The 14,613-nt window shown below is 68.4% G+C and carries 14 protein-coding genes and 1 pseudogene; 8 read left to right on the forward strand and 7 right to left on the reverse strand.

Annotated elements, in window-relative coordinates; genetic code table 11:
* Positions 1-8: 8 nt before the first annotated feature.
* Both LR393_RS31020 and LR393_RS31025 read left to right on the forward strand, forming a co-directional pair.
* Complete coding sequence (locus tag LR393_RS31020) at positions 9-1,142, forward strand: MalY/PatB family protein (RefSeq protein ID WP_231488744.1); 1,134 nt, start codon at positions 9-11, stop codon at positions 1,140-1,142.
* A 152-nt stretch (positions 1,143-1,294) separates the two neighbouring features.
* Complete coding sequence (locus tag LR393_RS31025) at positions 1,295-3,520, forward strand: putative bifunctional diguanylate cyclase/phosphodiesterase (protein WP_231488747.1); 2,226 nt, start codon at positions 1,295-1,297, stop codon at positions 3,518-3,520.
* Positions 3,521-3,571: 51 nt separating this feature from the next.
* Here LR393_RS31025 and LR393_RS31030 read toward each other — a convergent pair whose 3' ends face one another.
* Positions 3,572-4,774: an MFS transporter gene (locus LR393_RS31030; RefSeq protein WP_231488749.1), complete on the reverse strand. Its 1,203-nt coding sequence runs from the start codon at positions 4,772-4,774 to the stop codon at positions 3,572-3,574.
* Positions 4,775-4,852: 78 nt separating this feature from the next.
* Here LR393_RS31030 and LR393_RS31035 point away from each other — a divergent pair, with 78 nt between their 5' ends.
* The 4 genes and pseudogenes from LR393_RS31035 (at position 4,853) to LR393_RS31050 (ending at position 8,243) form a co-directional block, all read left to right on the forward strand.
* Complete coding sequence (locus LR393_RS31035) at positions 4,853-5,461, forward strand: TetR/AcrR family transcriptional regulator (protein WP_231488751.1); 609 nt, start codon at positions 4,853-4,855, stop codon at positions 5,459-5,461.
* Positions 5,462-5,622: 161 nt separating this feature from the next.
* A pseudogene (locus LR393_RS31040) lies at positions 5,623-5,742 on the forward strand (FAD-dependent monooxygenase); the annotation flags it as partial.
* A 329-nt stretch (positions 5,743-6,071) separates the two neighbouring features.
* Entirely contained in the window at positions 6,072-6,473 is a 402-nt protein-coding gene (locus tag LR393_RS31045; RefSeq protein WP_231488753.1) for a hypothetical protein, read from the forward strand.
* Positions 6,474-6,503: 30 nt separating this feature from the next.
* Positions 6,504-8,243, forward strand: coding sequence for a hypothetical protein (locus LR393_RS31050; protein WP_231488754.1), 1,740 nt, complete (start codon positions 6,504-6,506; stop codon positions 8,241-8,243).
* A 25-nt stretch (positions 8,244-8,268) separates the two neighbouring features.
* Here the strand turns inward: LR393_RS31050 and LR393_RS31055 are convergent, their stop codons facing one another.
* The 3 genes from LR393_RS31055 to LR393_RS31065 all read right to left on the reverse strand — a co-directional run bounded on the left by LR393_RS31055 (position 8,269) and on the right by LR393_RS31065 (position 11,341).
* Positions 8,269-9,501 carry a Kelch repeat-containing protein gene (locus tag LR393_RS31055; RefSeq protein ID WP_231488755.1) on the reverse strand — a complete coding sequence of 411 codons (1,233 nt, stop codon included), beginning with the start codon at positions 9,499-9,501 and terminating at the stop codon, positions 8,269-8,271.
* 89 nt (positions 9,502-9,590) lie between these two features.
* Entirely contained in the window at positions 9,591-10,118 is a 528-nt protein-coding gene (locus tag LR393_RS31060; protein WP_231488756.1) for a SigE family RNA polymerase sigma factor, read from the reverse strand.
* 176 nt (positions 10,119-10,294) lie between these two features.
* On the reverse strand, positions 10,295-11,341 hold the full coding sequence (locus tag LR393_RS31065) for an aldo/keto reductase (protein ID WP_231488758.1): 1,047 nt from the start codon (positions 11,339-11,341) through the stop codon (positions 10,295-10,297).
* A 73-nt stretch (positions 11,342-11,414) separates the two neighbouring features.
* On the opposite strand from LR393_RS31065, the gene LR393_RS31070 reads away from it, so the two are divergent.
* Positions 11,415-11,951 (forward strand): TetR/AcrR family transcriptional regulator, encoded by a 537-nt coding sequence (locus LR393_RS31070; RefSeq protein ID WP_231488759.1) that lies wholly within the window; start codon positions 11,415-11,417, stop codon positions 11,949-11,951.
* Between the two features lie 4 nt (positions 11,952-11,955).
* Here LR393_RS31070 and LR393_RS31075 read toward each other — a convergent pair whose 3' ends face one another.
* The 3 genes from LR393_RS31075 to LR393_RS31085 form a co-directional block, all read right to left on the reverse strand.
* Positions 11,956-12,702 carry an SDR family oxidoreductase gene (locus tag LR393_RS31075; protein ID WP_231488760.1) on the reverse strand — a complete coding sequence of 249 codons (747 nt, stop codon included), beginning with the start codon at positions 12,700-12,702 and terminating at the stop codon, positions 11,956-11,958.
* Between the two features lie 113 nt (positions 12,703-12,815).
* Positions 12,816-13,031 carry a DUF397 domain-containing protein gene (locus LR393_RS31080; RefSeq protein WP_231488761.1) on the reverse strand — a complete coding sequence of 72 codons (216 nt, stop codon included), beginning with the start codon at positions 13,029-13,031 and terminating at the stop codon, positions 12,816-12,818.
* Positions 13,028-13,873 (reverse strand): helix-turn-helix domain-containing protein, encoded by an 846-nt coding sequence (locus LR393_RS31085; protein ID WP_331283007.1) that lies wholly within the window; start codon positions 13,871-13,873, stop codon positions 13,028-13,030. Before LR393_RS31085 ends, LR393_RS31080 begins: the two co-directional genes overlap by 4 nt.
* A 204-nt stretch (positions 13,874-14,077) precedes the next feature.
* On the opposite strand from LR393_RS31085, the gene LR393_RS31090 reads away from it, so the two are divergent.
* A complete protein-coding gene (locus LR393_RS31090) occupies positions 14,078-14,428 on the forward strand; it encodes a hypothetical protein (protein WP_231488764.1) in 351 nt (116 codons plus the stop codon).
* The last annotated feature ends 185 nt before the right edge of the window (positions 14,429-14,613 follow it).

Consider the following 14,613-nt stretch of genomic DNA (forward strand, 5'->3'; position numbering starts at 1 on the left):
GTTGAGGCATGAACACGGCCGACCCCCTGGACGAACTCCGCCGGCGCACCAGTGAGAAATGGACCACCTACAGCGACGACGTGCTGCCGATGTTCGTGGCCGAGATGGACTTTCCGTTACCCCCACCGATTGCGGACGCGCTGGTCGCCGCGGTCTCGCGGGGCGACACCGGCTATGTGAACCCGCACGATCGCAGTGCTTCCCGGGCGTTCGCCAGTTATGCCCAGGACGCGTGGGGCTGGCTTCCGTCGGTGAAGCGGATGAGCCCGGCGACAGACGTCAGTGTGGTCGTCGTGGAGTCGCTGCGCCGGCTCATCGTCCCGGGTCAGGGGGTGGTGATCATGCCGCCCGTCTACCCGCCGTTCTACGACCTGGTCTCCGAGGCCGGGGGCAGCGTGGTCGAGGTGCCCATGCTCGAGGACGCGATGGATCTGGAGGCGGTCGACCGGGCCCTGGCCGACGGGGCCGGCGGTGTTCTGCTGTGCAACCCGCACAACCCGACCGGCCTCGTCCACAGTTCCGAACAGCTGGCCGAACTGTCGCGGATCGTTGCGCGGCACAACGGTTTCGTGGTCAGCGACGAGATTCACGCACCGCTCACCCACCACGGGCAGCAGTTCACGCCGTACCTTACGGTGTCGGACGAGGCCCGCGAGCACGGCGTGGCCGCGGTGTCGGGCAGCAAGGCGTTCAACCTGGCCGGGCTCAAGTGCGCCTTCTTCGTGGTGGAGTCCGACCGGATGGACTATCTGCTCCGGTCGCTGCCCGAGGAGGTCATCGTGCGCACCGGGCTTTTCGGGCTGATCGCCACCCGGGAGGGCTTCACCCACTGCCGCGCGTGGCTCGACGACACGATCACCACCATCGAGTCGAACTTCGACGTGCTCGACCGGGAGCTCGCCGCCCGTCTGCCGTCGGTGACGGTGCGCCGGGCGCAGGCGAGTTACCTGGCCTGGCTGGACATGTCGGCGCTGGGCTGGGGCGCCGACCCCTCGCGCACCGCCCTGCGGGAGGGCCGGGTGGCGCTGACCCGCGGCACCGACTTCGGGCCGCAGGGCGCCGGGTTCGCCCGGATGAACCTGGCTTGCGCGCCGGGCACGATCGTCGAGGCGGTGAGCCGGATCGCCGCCCTCGTGCCGTGATCACCGACCCCGAGGTCCGGCTGCGGCCGGACGCCCGGCGAGCGACGAGCGGCACAGCTCACGACTCTGATCGGGGCGGGCCCTGAAGATCCGCCCCGAACGTTCCGATCACCCCTGGGAAAGAGTGCACAGCACCGTGCCCGGGGAGGGTCGTGAACCGCCTGTTGCTGGCTGCGACCTGGCTACTGGTCGCCCTCCACGCGATCGCCCTGGGCCTGCACGGCGGCGACGAGTTCAGCTTGCTCATCGACGGCTTCCTCGGCGGCGGCTCCCAGATCGTGGCCGCCGCTCTGGCCTGGTCGAACCTGCGCCGCGCGGGACCTCGGCGACCCGAGATCGCCGTGCTGTCCACCGGCGTCTCCGTCTTCGCCCTCAGCAACGTGCTCTACCTCGTGCTCTACGCCCACGGGGTCGAGTACGACTTCCCGGGTCCACCGGACTTCGGCTTCGCCACGTTCTACCCGATCGCCGTGCTGGCGGTCGGCCTGGCCGCCCGCCGGGAGCTGAACAGCCGGTCCGGCCCGGACGTCTGGCTGGACAGCGCGCTGGGCGCGCTGGGGTCCGGCGCCGTGCTCGCCGTGCTGCTGGACAGCGTATTCGTCAGTGCCTCGGGTAATCCCCTGGGCGCCAGCTTCGCCCTCTTCTACCCCATCTGCGACCTGTTCCTGGCCGCGCTCGTCGTCGGCGTGATGACGATCCAGGGCCGGCGGCTGCAGCCCTTCTGGCTCTACCTGCTCGCCGGGCTGGCCGCGTTCATCGTCATCGACGTGATGTCGGCGGTCTCGCTGCTCACCAACGCCTACGTGCCCGGTGGGTTCACCGACGCCCTCTGGTCGGCCGGCATCGCCCTGATGGCCACCTGGACCTACGCCCGTCACCGGGTGGCCGAGGAGGTCGAGCACCGGCCCGCGCTGCTCCTGCCCGGTCTGGCCACGGTGGCCGGGCTCGGGGTGCTGGTGGCCGCCGCGGTCACGAAAGACCAGGTCTCCCCGCTGGCCCTCACCCTGGCCGTGCTCACCCAGGTGGCCGCCGGCGTCCGTACGCTCTACGCCTTCCGGCAGCTGGGCCGCCTGGCCGATCTGCGGCGCCAGGCCACCACGGACGACCTCACCGGCCTGGCCAACCGCCGGGCCTTCTACGCCGACGCCGAGGCCCGGCTGCGCCGCCGGGCCCGCGGTGCCCTGTTCCTGCTCGACCTGGACCGGTTCAAGGAGGTCAACGACAGTCTCGGGCACCACGTGGGCGATCAGCTCCTGGTCGAGATCAGCCAGCGCCTGTCCCACCTCACCCGCCCGGTCGACCTGCTCGCCCGCCTCGGTGGGGACGAGTTCGCGATGCTGGTCGAGGGCCTGGACGCCACCGAGGCGGAAAGCCTGGCCGAGAAGCTGCGCGCCGAGATCGCCCGCCCCTGCACCCTGGAGGACATCGCGTTGCGCACCGATGCGAGCATCGGCCTGGTGCTCGCCCCCGAACACGGTGACACCCTGAGTCTTCTGCTGCGCCGCGCCGACATCGCCATGTACCAGGCCAAGCAGGCGCGGCGCGGGCACCAGATCTACTCCGGCGACAGCGACGACACCGGCCCGATGCGGCTGCGGGTGCTCCAGGAACTCCACACCGCCCTCGACCAGGGCCAGCTCACCATGCACTACCAGCCGAAGCTCGACCTGAGCACCGGCGAGGTGCACCACGTGGAGGCCCTGGTGCGCTGGGCGCACCCCGAGCGCGGCCTGCTCTACCCGGATTTCTTCCTCGGTCTGGCCGAGGACGCCGGCATGATGCGCCGGCTCAACCAGGTCGTCCTCACCGAGGCGCTCGATCAGGCCGTGCTCTGGCGGCAGAGCGATCATCCGCTGACGATCGCGGTGAACCTCTCGGCCAGCTCCCTCGTCGACGCCGAGCTCCCCCACGAGATCGCGAGCATGCTCGCCGTCCGCGGCCTGCCTCCCGAAGTGCTGGAGATCGAGGTCACCGAGGAGTTCCTGATGGCCGACCGGGATCGCACCCGGCACATCCTGGCCCGCCTGCGTGACCTCGGGATCCGGATAGCAGTGGACGATTTCGGCACCGGTTACAGTTCGCTCGCCTACCTGCGCGAACTGCCCGTGGACGACCTGAAACTGGACCGCTCCTTCGTGTTCCCGATGGCCGAGGACCCCCGCGCCGCGGCGCTGGTGTTCTCCACCATCGAACTGGCCCACAGCCTCGGCCTGACGATGATCGCCGAGGGCGTGGAGGACGAGATCTCGCTGAAAGCCCTCACCGACAACGGTTGTGACCAGGCGCAGGGCTATTTCATCTCCCGGCCGCTGGCGGCCCCGGCCCTCGACGCCTGGCTGGCGGCCAGATCCCTGGAACCGCAGCAGAGCTCGACCTGAGCCCTTCCTCCGTCGTCAGACTGCCTTCCGGGCATCCCAGATCCGGTCTCATCAGTCATCAGCCGGCGGGAATGCGTGGGTGCGGGCGACCGCGGAGACGACCAGGGCGGCGACCACGAGGGCGAGCATCGCCCAGGGGAAGGTGCCGGGGCCGGCCTGGTCGAGCAGCACGCCCCCGATCGCCCCGCCACCGAAGATCGCGGCGTTCCAGGCGGTGGTCACCATGGACTGCGCCACATCGGCGTCCGCCCCGGTCGCATCGGCCGAGGCAGTCTGTAGCTGGGTTGCCGCCCCACCGAAGGTGATGCCCCACACGACGATCGCCGCGCACAGGGCGATCAGCGAGCCCGCCGCGACCGCCAGTACCAGGACGGCCAGCGCGAATCCGGTCAGCGAGCCCAGCACCAGCCGGCGGAGCGCCGTGTCGATGAGGGCTCCGGTGACGGCGATCCCGACCAGGGCCGAGACCCCGAAGACGAACAGCGCCAGGTCGGTCCGCAGGCCGGTTCCGGTGTCGTCGAGGAAGGTCGAGATGTAGGTGTAGAGCACGTTGTGGGCGAGCATCCAGGTGACGACGACCAGCAGAACCGGCCGGAGCCCGGGAATCAGCAGCACTCTTCTGAGGGGCGTGCGGGTTTCGGCCGCCTGGCCGGGGGCGTCGGGCATCCTGGCCGCGATCCAGGCGACGAGCAGCGCGCTGATGAGCGACATGGCGGCGAAGCTCCAGCGCCATCCGATCGCGGCACCGGCCGCGCTGCCCAGCGGCGTTCCCAGCGAAAGGGCGAGGGGCGTGCCCACCATGGCCACGGCCAGCGCCCGGCCCCGCAGCTCGTCCGGAACGATCCGCATGGCGTAGCCGGCGATCATTCCCCACAGCAGGCCGGAGAAGCCACCGGCGACGAACCGGGCGGCGAGGGCCAGTGGGTAGGTGGTGGCCGCGGCGGTGACGGCGTTGGCGACCAGGAAACCGCCGATCCCCAGCAGGAGCACCGGTTTGCGCCGCCAGCCACGCGTCGCCGTGGTGGCCGGGATGGAGACCAGGACCGTCGCCAGGGCGTAGACGCTCACCAGCTGGCCGGCCGCCGACTCCGACGTGCCGAGGTCGGCCGCGATCTCCGGAAGCAGACCGGCCGGGAGGGTCTCGGTCATGATCACGATGAAGACGCTGAGGGCCAGGGCGGACAGGGCCACCCTGGGTAGCCGGTCGGGTCGGGGGTGCAGCGCCGGGCGCTCTTGCACTTCTGGATCAATCATTCCATAAGTGTGATCTGACAGCCGTCGCCCCGTCAAATCTGGATCGACTATTCTGGAAGTCGAGAAGGGAGAACCTCGATGCCCCGTACCGGCCGGCCACGACAGTTCGACATGGACGAAAAGCTCGATGCCGCCCTGCGCATTTTCTGGGAGTTCGGCTACGACGCGACATCTCTGACCATGCTGCGCGAGGGCCTGGGGATCTCCTCGGCGAGCTTCTACGCCGCCTTCGGCTCCAAGGAGGCCCTGTTCGAGCGCGTCCTCGACCGGTATCTCAGCGGGCCGGGAACCGTCAGCGAGCCACTGGAAGACACCTCTCTCCCGCCGAGAGAGGCGGTGCGCAGTGCATTGACAGCATCGGCCGCCATGCAGACGCACGCCTCTCACCCCAGCGGCTGCCTGATCGCCCTGGGGGCGATCGGGGCGCCGGAGAGCTCGGCACCGCGAGACCTGCTCGCCCGCCGGCGCGATGTCACCCGCCAGGCCCTGCGGGAGTGCGTGAGCCGGGGCATCGCCGAAGGTGAGCTCCTCGCATCCGTGGACCCGAACGTCCTCGCTTCGAGCCTTCACGCTTTTCTGATGGGACTGTCCGTGGAGGCGCGGGACGGCGCCTCCGGTGCCACCCTGGCGGCGAGCGTCGAGCAGGCCATGTCGATGTGGGACGGGTGCGCCGCGTCCCGGCGGTGACGTCAAGAGCCCTTCGCGCCGAATGCAGTGCGAGCGACTCCCGGATCGGCCCTTCCCGCAGTTTCTGTGCAGCGAGGTCGCCTGCCGGGGTTCGTGACGTCGGAAGGATTGCGCCATACCCGAGGTGATCGTGGTCGGGGGCTCAGCGCGATCCGCATTCCAAGGAGATGACCCTGCACGCTCGTGGTGCGGACGGGAACGAGCGCATCCGCCGGGCCGCCTTCGTGGTGGGCTGCGACGGTTCCCGCAGCGTCGTCCGCACGTCGGCCGGAAGCCGATGACCGGCTACTGAACGCGCTGGGATGGACCACGCCGTAGAACTGCGGCCCGTCACGGGACGTGTACCCGGGGTAACACCTTATCGGGCGCCGGGATTCACGCTGAACTCGAGGCGGCCACCAGCCGTGTGGCTCCGTAGGACGAGCGCCGCCGTCAGGCTGCAAACCTGCGGTAGCAGCAGATCCACCGTGCGTATCAGTGGTGCCGAACGGGCGTCCAGCGCGACTTCGCCCGATCACGAGGAGCACCAGTGCGGCTCAGGTATCACGTGCCCCTGTTTGCGTGGTGCCATCACCTGTACGGATCAGCCGGCGCGTTCCACCAGTCGCTGATGGCGCATGACCGGTCAGGCTTCCGGAAGACGGTCGTCCTGGCCGCGCTGCTCACCGCCGCCGGCGTCTGCCTCGACCAGCGCGGTTGGCCGCTCTACTTCCTGACCTGCCTGTTGCTGCCCGTCGTTCACGCTGCGCCACGTCTTTCCGGTACCTCGGTGGCCCTTCTCAGCGGCCTGGGGTACTGGTGGTGGAACCGCGAGTCCGAGCCCGGCCTCCTCGACCTGGTCTGGTGCCTGCCCGCGTCCGTGGCCGGGTGGCAGATCCAACGGGCACCGTTGTCGGCCCTTCTCGTCGTCACGGCGGCCGCCGCGGCGATCACCGTCTTCGCCCTCCTGCCCCCGCTGCCCGCGACCGCCCTTGCGCTGGGGTCGCTCCTGGGCGGACTTTCCCGGCGCTGAGCAGTTTTTCGTAAGGATCCCGGAACACGTATGTCAACGAATACCGATGTGGACCGCCCGGCCGGTCGAACACAACGCCAGATCAACCGGGACCTGCTGGTCTGGATCCCGGTCCTGACCGGCGTCCTCAGTCTTGGCTGGTACGCCACCATCGCCAACGGTGGAGGCGACCTCGCCGCCCAGGACGCCTGGACGGCGTTCGTCGCGCGCTACCCCACGTCGGCGTACGACCTTTCCTGGTACGGCGGAATGCATCCCATGTCGTACAGCGTGGTGGCGCCGTACATCATGTCGGCGCTCGGGGTGCGGACCACGCTGATGCTGGCCGACGCGTTGTCGGCGGCGCTGTTCACCGCAATTCTGCTGCGTCTGCCCCTGCGGCAGGACCTGGCCGGCCCGGCCCTGCTGGGGGTGTGCGGGATTGTGGGCAACCTCCTGTCCGGCCGGGCGACCTTCGCCCTGGGCACCGTGTTCGCGTTGTGTGCGGTGGCCGTGGTGTTCTGCTGGCCTCACCGCTGGATCTCCTGGCGCCGTTCACAAATAGCCGCCACCGCGCTCTTCGCCGCCCTGGCCACCATGAGCTCGCCGGTGGCGGGCCTGTTCCTGGGGTTGCTCGCGGCGGCGCTCTTTCTTCAGAAGCGCTGGGTCGAGGCTCTCAGCCTGGGCCTGGCCCCGACCGTGGTGGTACTGCTTCTGACCTGGGCGTTTCCGTTCTCGGGGGTCCAGCCGATGCCATTCGGGTCGACCCTGATCCCGGTGGCGTTGTCGGTGGCCTCGTTCCTGGTCGTTCCCCAGGACTGGAAGACCGTACGGATCACGTCGGTGATCTATGGGCTGAGTGTTCTGCTCGCCTGGCTGATTCCTTCCCAGATCGGCTCCAACATCACCCGGATGGCGCTGATGTTCGCCGGGGTGGTGCTCGTCGCTGCGCTACCCCGCGTGGCTCCCCGCGGTCGCAAGTGGCAGGTGACGGTGGTCTGCCTCGCGCTGTTCGTGAGCTGGGTCGGGGCCAAGACGTTCAGCGATGTCGCACGCACCCGCCCCGAACAACTCTGGACGAGCGGTTTGACGCCGCTGTTGAGCGAATTGGAGGCCGAACACGCGGAACAGGGCCGCGTGGAGGTCATCCCGGTCCGGTCCCATCGCGAGGCCTCTGCCCTGGCCCCCTACGTGAATCTGGCCCGGGGCTGGAACCGTCAGGCCGACGCCGAACGCAACCCGCTGTTCTACGACAAGGGCCTGAACACCGAGACCTACGGCCAGTGGCTGGACCGCTGGGCCGTACACCTCGTGGTGGTGGCGAACGAGCAACCGGACTCCGCCGCCCGGCAGGAACATTCGCTGGTTCAGCAGGGATTGCCCTACCTGAACCTGGCCTGGTCGGACCGGAACTGGAAGGTCTACCGGGTGGACACACCCACTCCCCTGGCCGAGCCGGACACGCAAGTACAGCGGGCCGGGCAGGACGAGCTGACCCTGGACGTACGTAAAGCCGGAAGAATCCTCGTCCGCATCCCGTACTCACCCTGGCTCAGCCTCGTGGACGAGAGGGGCGGACGCCTCGACGCGCCACCGGAGAACACCCCATCCATCGATTCAGCTTATACCTCTGAGGTTTTCGGCAATGTCAACGGCTGCCTGATCGAGAACGACCAGGATTCCGAGGGAGACCGCTGGACCACCCTGGTAGCGCCCGAACCGGGTACATACCGCATCGCCGCGCGCTACGGTCTCCCCCGAGGCACTCCCTGCCCAGACTGGCTGAAATAGTCCGGGCCCCAGCGCCACAGGAAATTCACGGCGGGGATGCTGTCGTTGCAAGAAGGGGCAGGACCCACGTGTCGTTGGTCAGGGTTCCTCGGGAGCCTTCGAAGGTGGCCCCGCCGAAGACGATGAGTCGGTCATTGACGATGATCGCCGCGGCGTCCTGGGTCGGGAACCGAGTGGGGGGGCGGGGGGCTTGGGTCCAGGTTCCCGAACGGACATCCAGGATCTGATCGTTGACGAATACCCTTCCTGATCCTGCGGAATCAAGGTTCGGGAGGACCCCTTCGGGGCCCACGGGGGCGGACGGCACCGGTTGCCACGTCTCGTCGGCCGGGTCGAAGATTCCTCCCGTCCCGACGAGGCGCTTGCCCAGATCGATCGTTTGAGTGGTCGGATTGACCACGCGGCCGGCTACCCACATCCACGTCGGGCCGGAGTCGACGATGTCGGGAGTCGGGACTTCCTTCCAGGTCTTGGTCACGGCATTCCATTGTGCTGTCCGCCAGGGTGACCATGTCGGTTTCCCTCGCTGCGTATGACGATCGACAGCGATCACTACGAGGTCACCGGACTCGGTGGCGATCAGGTTCCTGTCCTCGGACGGAGCCAGTGGGTCGCGTGGAACTGACCTCCAGGTCCGGGAGGCGATGTCGTAGGACTGGTCCGCTGTCCACGTCTTCGTGTGCGCGGTGACATAGGCGACCAGATGATCCGTTCCCGCCGATACGAGTGAGTCCATTGGTTGTGGCGGTGCCGGCATCTGGGTCCATCGGTCTTCGGTGAGTGAGTACTCCCAGAGTTGCTGCTTCGGACCTGATCCGCTCAGGGGATGCGTGAGCACGTACACGCTGTTGCCGGACGACGCCGTCGAGATGTTCGTCAACCGGATCGGGGCCGGGGTAATGCTGCGCCAGACGTCGCGATCGGGATCGTAGACGGCCCCGTCGGCGAGATCGTCCGGGTCGAGTGCGCAGAAAGCGGTGGGTGGGCAGGGGTCGGTCTCGCTTCCGCCGAGGACCACGACGTCTTCGCCGACCTGCACCAGGGTCGGGTTGCCCCTGGGCGACAACGGTGACTCGGCGACCGTCTGCCATCCCTTCGTCCGCGGCGTATCGGTCGGTGGGCCGTCGGGGGACGTGGCCGAGAACCGGATGGACACCACCGTCACCGCCACCGCGACCGCCGCAGCCAGAGGAACGAGGGCGATGCCGGCGCGGCGGAACCGGCGCCGGCGGCGGCCCTGCCGGACGGCCCCCTGCACGATCGTGTTCGGGACCTCCTGCGTCTCCTGGAGAAGCGGGGCCAGCGCGCGACGCAGGAGAACCTCCGTCTGCGCCTGCGGGTCGCCAGTCATGACAACCTCCTCACCGGTGTCGGCTCGTCCTTGTCCTGCCGGCCCGGGGACTCCACCTGCTCGCGCAGAGTCTTCAGGCCGCGATGGGCCTGGCTGCGCACGCCGGCCAGGCTGATACCGAGGATCTCCGCGATCTGCGCATCGGACTGATCCAGGAGGTACCGCAGCACCAGCACCACCCGCTGGCCCCTGGGCAGGCGCAGAAGCGCGGCCCGCAGGGCCAGGCGCTCGACCGTGTCCTCGTCGTGATGCTCATACGAGACGACGTCCATCTCGAATCCCAGGACCTCACGGCTGCTGCGACGGCGCCACAGACTCACCCGGCCGTTGGCGATGCTGCGGCGCACGTAGGCCAGGGCCTCGTCGACGCGGATACTGGGCCAGCGGGCATAGGCCGAGGTCAGGGCGCTCTGCATCAGGTCTTCGGCATCGGACCGGTTCGCGGTCAGGGCCCGGGCGAACGCGAGAAGCCCAGGCCCATGAGCGGCCACGAAGGCTTCGAACTCCGCATCGCTCGTCCCCACCACTGCCACCTCCCCGTCGGCTCACCCCTCAGTGGTCCATACGTCCGGCCCGGCCTGGATGTTGCAGGAGCCGCACAACCAATTCACAGGTTGTGCTTGGTCATGAAGAAATGACACCAGGCAACCGGCGGCGAGGCCGATGTTCCCGACCTTGGAGTAGCCGTCGGCCAGGCCGGTCAGACGACAGGCACGGGAAGAGCCTGGAGCAGGGAGCGGTTGCCGTCGAACCCGTGCTTCAGGGCGGCGGCGACGTCTTCGTGCGGGGTTCCGAGCCGGACGGCACTGACCTCGTCCAGGCGCTGGTAGTGCTCGTCGCCGAGTTCGAGGTCGAGGGCCTTCAGGTACTCCTCCAGCTGGAACAGGGTGCGGGGGCCGACGATCGGGACCAGGGCGGTGGAGGCCACGTCGGCCCGGCGGCGCAGCCACGCCAGCGAGACCTGGACCGCACTGGTGCCCACCTCGTCCGCAATGTCCAGGACGGCGTCGACGATCGCCGTGCGCTGGGCGGTGCCCTCCAGGGCGTCGCCGCGGGCGCTCAGCCGGCCCGGCTCACCCTGCCGGTACTTGCCGGTGAGCAGGCCCCCCGCCAGCGGGGAGTACAGGACCACGCCCAGACCGTGAGCTTCCGCCATCGGCAGCATCTCTCGTTCGGCGGAGCGCTCGGCCAGGCTGTACTCGGACTGGATACCGACCAGCGGGGCCAGGCCCTGGAGGTCCGCGCGGAGCGTGGCGCCGGCGACCCGCCAGGCGGGGAAGTTGGAGAGCCCGCCGTGCAGGACCTTGCCCGCCCGGATCAGGTCGTCGAAGCCGCCCAGGATCTCCTCGACCGGGGTGGTGCCGTCGGGGAAATGCGGCATGAAAACGTCCACGTAGTCAGTCTTCAGCCGGCGCAGGCTCTCTTCCAGCGACCGGATCATCACCTTCCGGCCGTTTCCGGTCGTGCCCGGGCGGGGTTCGGCCTGCCTCGTGCCGCTGTACTTGGTGATCACCACCAGGTCGTCCCGCCGGTCGCCGAGCAGCCCGCCGAGCACGGTCTCGGCCTCGCCGTCGCGATAGATGTTGGACGTGTCGATCGTGGTGCCGCCGGCCGCCACGAAGGCCTCGAAGATCTCCCGGGATGCATCGAGACCGGCACTGCCGTCGGATGTTCCGAAGTTCGCCGTACCCAGCGCGTACTCCGACACGCGCAGTCCGGTCAGGCGGCCGAAGGTCTGGTAGCGCATGACAGCTCCTGGAGGTCGATGGTCTGGGGTAAGCTCCCGACAGTAGCAAATAAAACGAGGAGTCACTCTTTTTATGCCCAAGGTCAGCCAGGAACACCTTGACGCCCGACGTCAGCAGATTGTGGACGCGGCTCGCGCCCGGTTCGCGAGTCACGGGTTCGCCCGCACCTCGATGGCCGACATCGTGGACGGGTCAGGACTCTCGAACGGCGCCATCTACCGGTACTTCAAGAGCAAGGACGAGATCGTCATCGCCGTCTGCGAGCAGGGCACCGAAGCCCTGCCGACGGCCCTGACCGCCGAGTCCGTGGCCGCCTTCCTCGAGCACGTGCGGGCCCGGGCCCGGGATACCGATCACGCCCGGCTGGTGGTCCAGATCTACGCCGAGGCGACGGTGTCACCGGCGCTGGCGGTCGTGGTGCAGGGACAGCTCGCCGCCCTGCGGGCGACGATCGCCGAGATGGTGCCGCCGCGCCGGAGTCAGCAGGCCGACGAGATCGCCGAGGCCTTCGTCGCGCTCTGTTCCAGTTACAGCCAGCAGCTCGCGATGCGCGGTGACGTCGACTCCGCGCCGTACGCCGCGGCGCTGATGGCGATCATCGAGGGTTAGGGCCCTACTTCCCGCCGGCCAGGTCGATGAAGGTGCCGGTGACGAACGAGGAGGCCGGGGACAACAGCCAGACGACGGCCTCGGCCACCTCTTCCGGTTCACCGCCGCGGCCCATCGGCAGGAGATGCTGCAGGCGGTCGACGCGGCCGGGGTCACCGCCGTCGGCGTGCATGGTCGTGCGGATGAAGCCCGGCCGCACGCCGTTGACGCGGATGCCCTCCGCCGCCACCTCCAGCGAGAGCCCGGTGGTGAGGGAGTCCATCGCTCCCTTCGACGCGGCGTAGTCCACGTACTCCCCCGGTGATCCCAGACGGGAGGCCGCGGAGGACACGTTGACGATCGCCCCTCCGGAACCGCCGTGGAGGGTGGACATCCGCAGCACGGCCTCTTTCGAACACAGGAAGGCGCTGCTGATGTTCGTGGTGAAGAGGCGGGTGAGCCGCTCCTCGTCCACCTGGTCGACCCGGCCCTGAGGGGCCACCACCCCGGCGTTGTTCACCAGCGCCGTCACCCGGCCGACGGTGCCGTCGACCGTCCGGAACAGCCTCTCGACCTCTGCCTGCCGACTCACGTCGGCGGCCACGGCGAACGCCTCGCCACCCTTGGCCATGATGTCCTGCACCACTTTTCCGGCCGATTCCGCGTCCGTGCGGTAGTTCACGCACACCGCATAGTCCCGGGCGGCCGCGAGCCGGCTCACGGCCGCACCGATACCGCGGCCGCCGCCGGTGACCACCAGGATGTTCTTCATCCGCCCACCCTAGAGCGCGTTTCCGGGTATCATTACGGACAATTGACACTTTTTACCCACGAAGGACCCCCGGCCGAGCTGGGTGCGGCCGGGGGCGCTTCGAGTGGACGAGGTTAGAGTCCGGTCAGGTGGTCGAGCTCGCCGGACTTCGCGCCGGCGAGCCAGGTCGCGTAGGCGGCCTGGCCGAGCTGCAGTGTGGGCCCCTGCCCGCGCTGCTTGGTGTCGCGCACTTCGACGTGCCCGAGACGACGCATTTCGACGCAGGCGTTCGAGTTGGTACTCCTTCGTGCCTTCACCCATTCAGAGGGGTTGTTGACGTTTTCCGTCACAGCGGAAACTCCTTGATCGGGACAGCTTTACGGCGTATCTGAGCGAACAGACGGGCGTACTGTTCGACGTGCTCCTGCTTCTCCACATACCTCTCATCCACTTGGGTTTCGGTGTAGACCACGTGCGGATACCTGTTGTCGCCGGACTGCAGCAGGGTGAATGCGCCGCTCATCCACCGGTGCGGTCCGGCCTCGAAGGGCCACACCCGGACTTCGATATCCTTCTGGTTCGACAGTTCCACCAGATGGGAAATTTGGTCGGCCATCACCCGCTCGCTGCGCACCCGGGCCCGTAGCGCGGCCTCGTGAATCACGAACTTCATGGATGGACGCGGGTTTCGGGTGAAGAGCCGCTGCTGACGTTCCATCTTGAACCCGAGGATCTGACGCCGTCGCTCGGCGCGGACCTCGGTCGCGAGGTTGACCAGGTATTCGGCGTAGGAGCTGGTCTGCAGTGCGGCCGGGACGAGCTCGGGGGCGTAGTCGAAGATGGCACCCGCCCGGGCCTCGATGTCGGCCAGCGCCGAAACCGGTTCGGCAATGGCGTCTCGATAGGGAACCGTCCAGCCGGCGCCGTCACCGTCGTCACAGAGGCCGACCAGCCTTTCCGCCTCTTCCGCCGACGCCTCGTAAATTCGTGCCAGCTCGCGGACCACAGCAGGGCGCAGACTGGTGCGGCCGTTCTCCATCTTCGACAGGGTCACGACGTGGCACCGCAGCAACTTCGCCACGGTCTCCTGCGTGTATCCAGCCCCTTCGCGCAGCGCCTGCAGCCTGACACCTAGCTGTTGCTGCGGTATCGATCGCCGCCGACTAGGTGTTTTCCCCTGTGCCAACTTCACCCCGGTGTCCCCTTACTGACCGCTCCGCAACCGCTTTCAGAGTGACGCACTTAGCTAGCAAAACGCTAGGTTGTTTTGAGGCCAAGTCGGTCGCCACTCTTGTAGCGAGCACCATACGGCCTGTGAGGGAGCAACGGGGATGACTACAGCCAGCAGTGGAAGTGCAGATGGGAACCCGACGACGTTCCCCGAATCGTGATGCCCGTGGCCAGACCTGAGTTCTCCGGCGCCACCTTTCCGCGGGATCAGATGCGGTCCGAACTCGCCGACCTCCAGCAGAATCTTCGGCACCAGGTGGAAACACCTAGTCTACCGGGCGAGGACAACGACCAGGTGGTCGCGCTCCGGCGAACCCGTCACGTGGTCAACGCTTTTGAGCAACTGCTCGATGAGCACCCGATCGGCCCGGACGGCCGTTGCCGGCGCTGCCGGTGGTGGCAGGCGTGCCCGGCCGCCGCGGCCGTGCGCGTCTGCGTGACCGGATGGCTGTCCACGGGTGGTCTCGCCGAACGCCGCGAAGGCGATCCGGGAGCCGTGTCGACCCGACGGCTCTGAATCACACACCGTCATGGAGGACCGCACGGTCCACCGCCCTCAGATGCTGCCAGCCGGCCATTGCATCGCGGGTACGAAGGGTGCCGTACAAGAAGGGCGCGCGGCACCGGGGAGAGCAGGGACGGATTCGGTGGGGAAGGACTCGTGTCCGCCCCTGCCCTCCCCCACCATCACCGATCCCCATC

Source organism: Kineosporia mesophila (genome assembly GCF_021129235.1).
GTDB classification, from domain to species: domain Bacteria; phylum Actinomycetota; class Actinomycetes; order Actinomycetales; family Kineosporiaceae; genus Kineosporia; species Kineosporia mesophila.

Coding starts and splice junctions, on each gene's coding strand:
- LR393_RS31020 (WP_231488744.1), top strand. CDS start 9: ATGAACACGGCCGACCCCCTGGACGAACTCCGCCGGCGCACCAGTGAG.
- LR393_RS31030 (WP_231488749.1), bottom strand. CDS start 4,774: ATGATTGATCCAGAAGTGCAAGAGCGCCCGGCGCTGCACCCCCGACCC.
- LR393_RS31035 (WP_231488751.1), top strand. CDS start 4,853: ATGCCCCGTACCGGCCGGCCACGACAGTTCGACATGGACGAAAAGCTC.
- LR393_RS31045 (WP_231488753.1), top strand. CDS start 6,072: ATGGCGCATGACCGGTCAGGCTTCCGGAAGACGGTCGTCCTGGCCGCG.
- LR393_RS31050 (WP_231488754.1), top strand. CDS start 6,504: ATGTCAACGAATACCGATGTGGACCGCCCGGCCGGTCGAACACAACGC.
- LR393_RS31065 (WP_231488758.1), bottom strand. CDS start 11,341: ATGCGCTACCAGACCTTCGGCCGCCTGACCGGACTGCGCGTGTCGGAG.
- LR393_RS31070 (WP_231488759.1), top strand. CDS start 11,415: ATGCCCAAGGTCAGCCAGGAACACCTTGACGCCCGACGTCAGCAGATT.
- LR393_RS31075 (WP_231488760.1), bottom strand. CDS start 12,702: ATGAAGAACATCCTGGTGGTCACCGGCGGCGGCCGCGGTATCGGTGCG.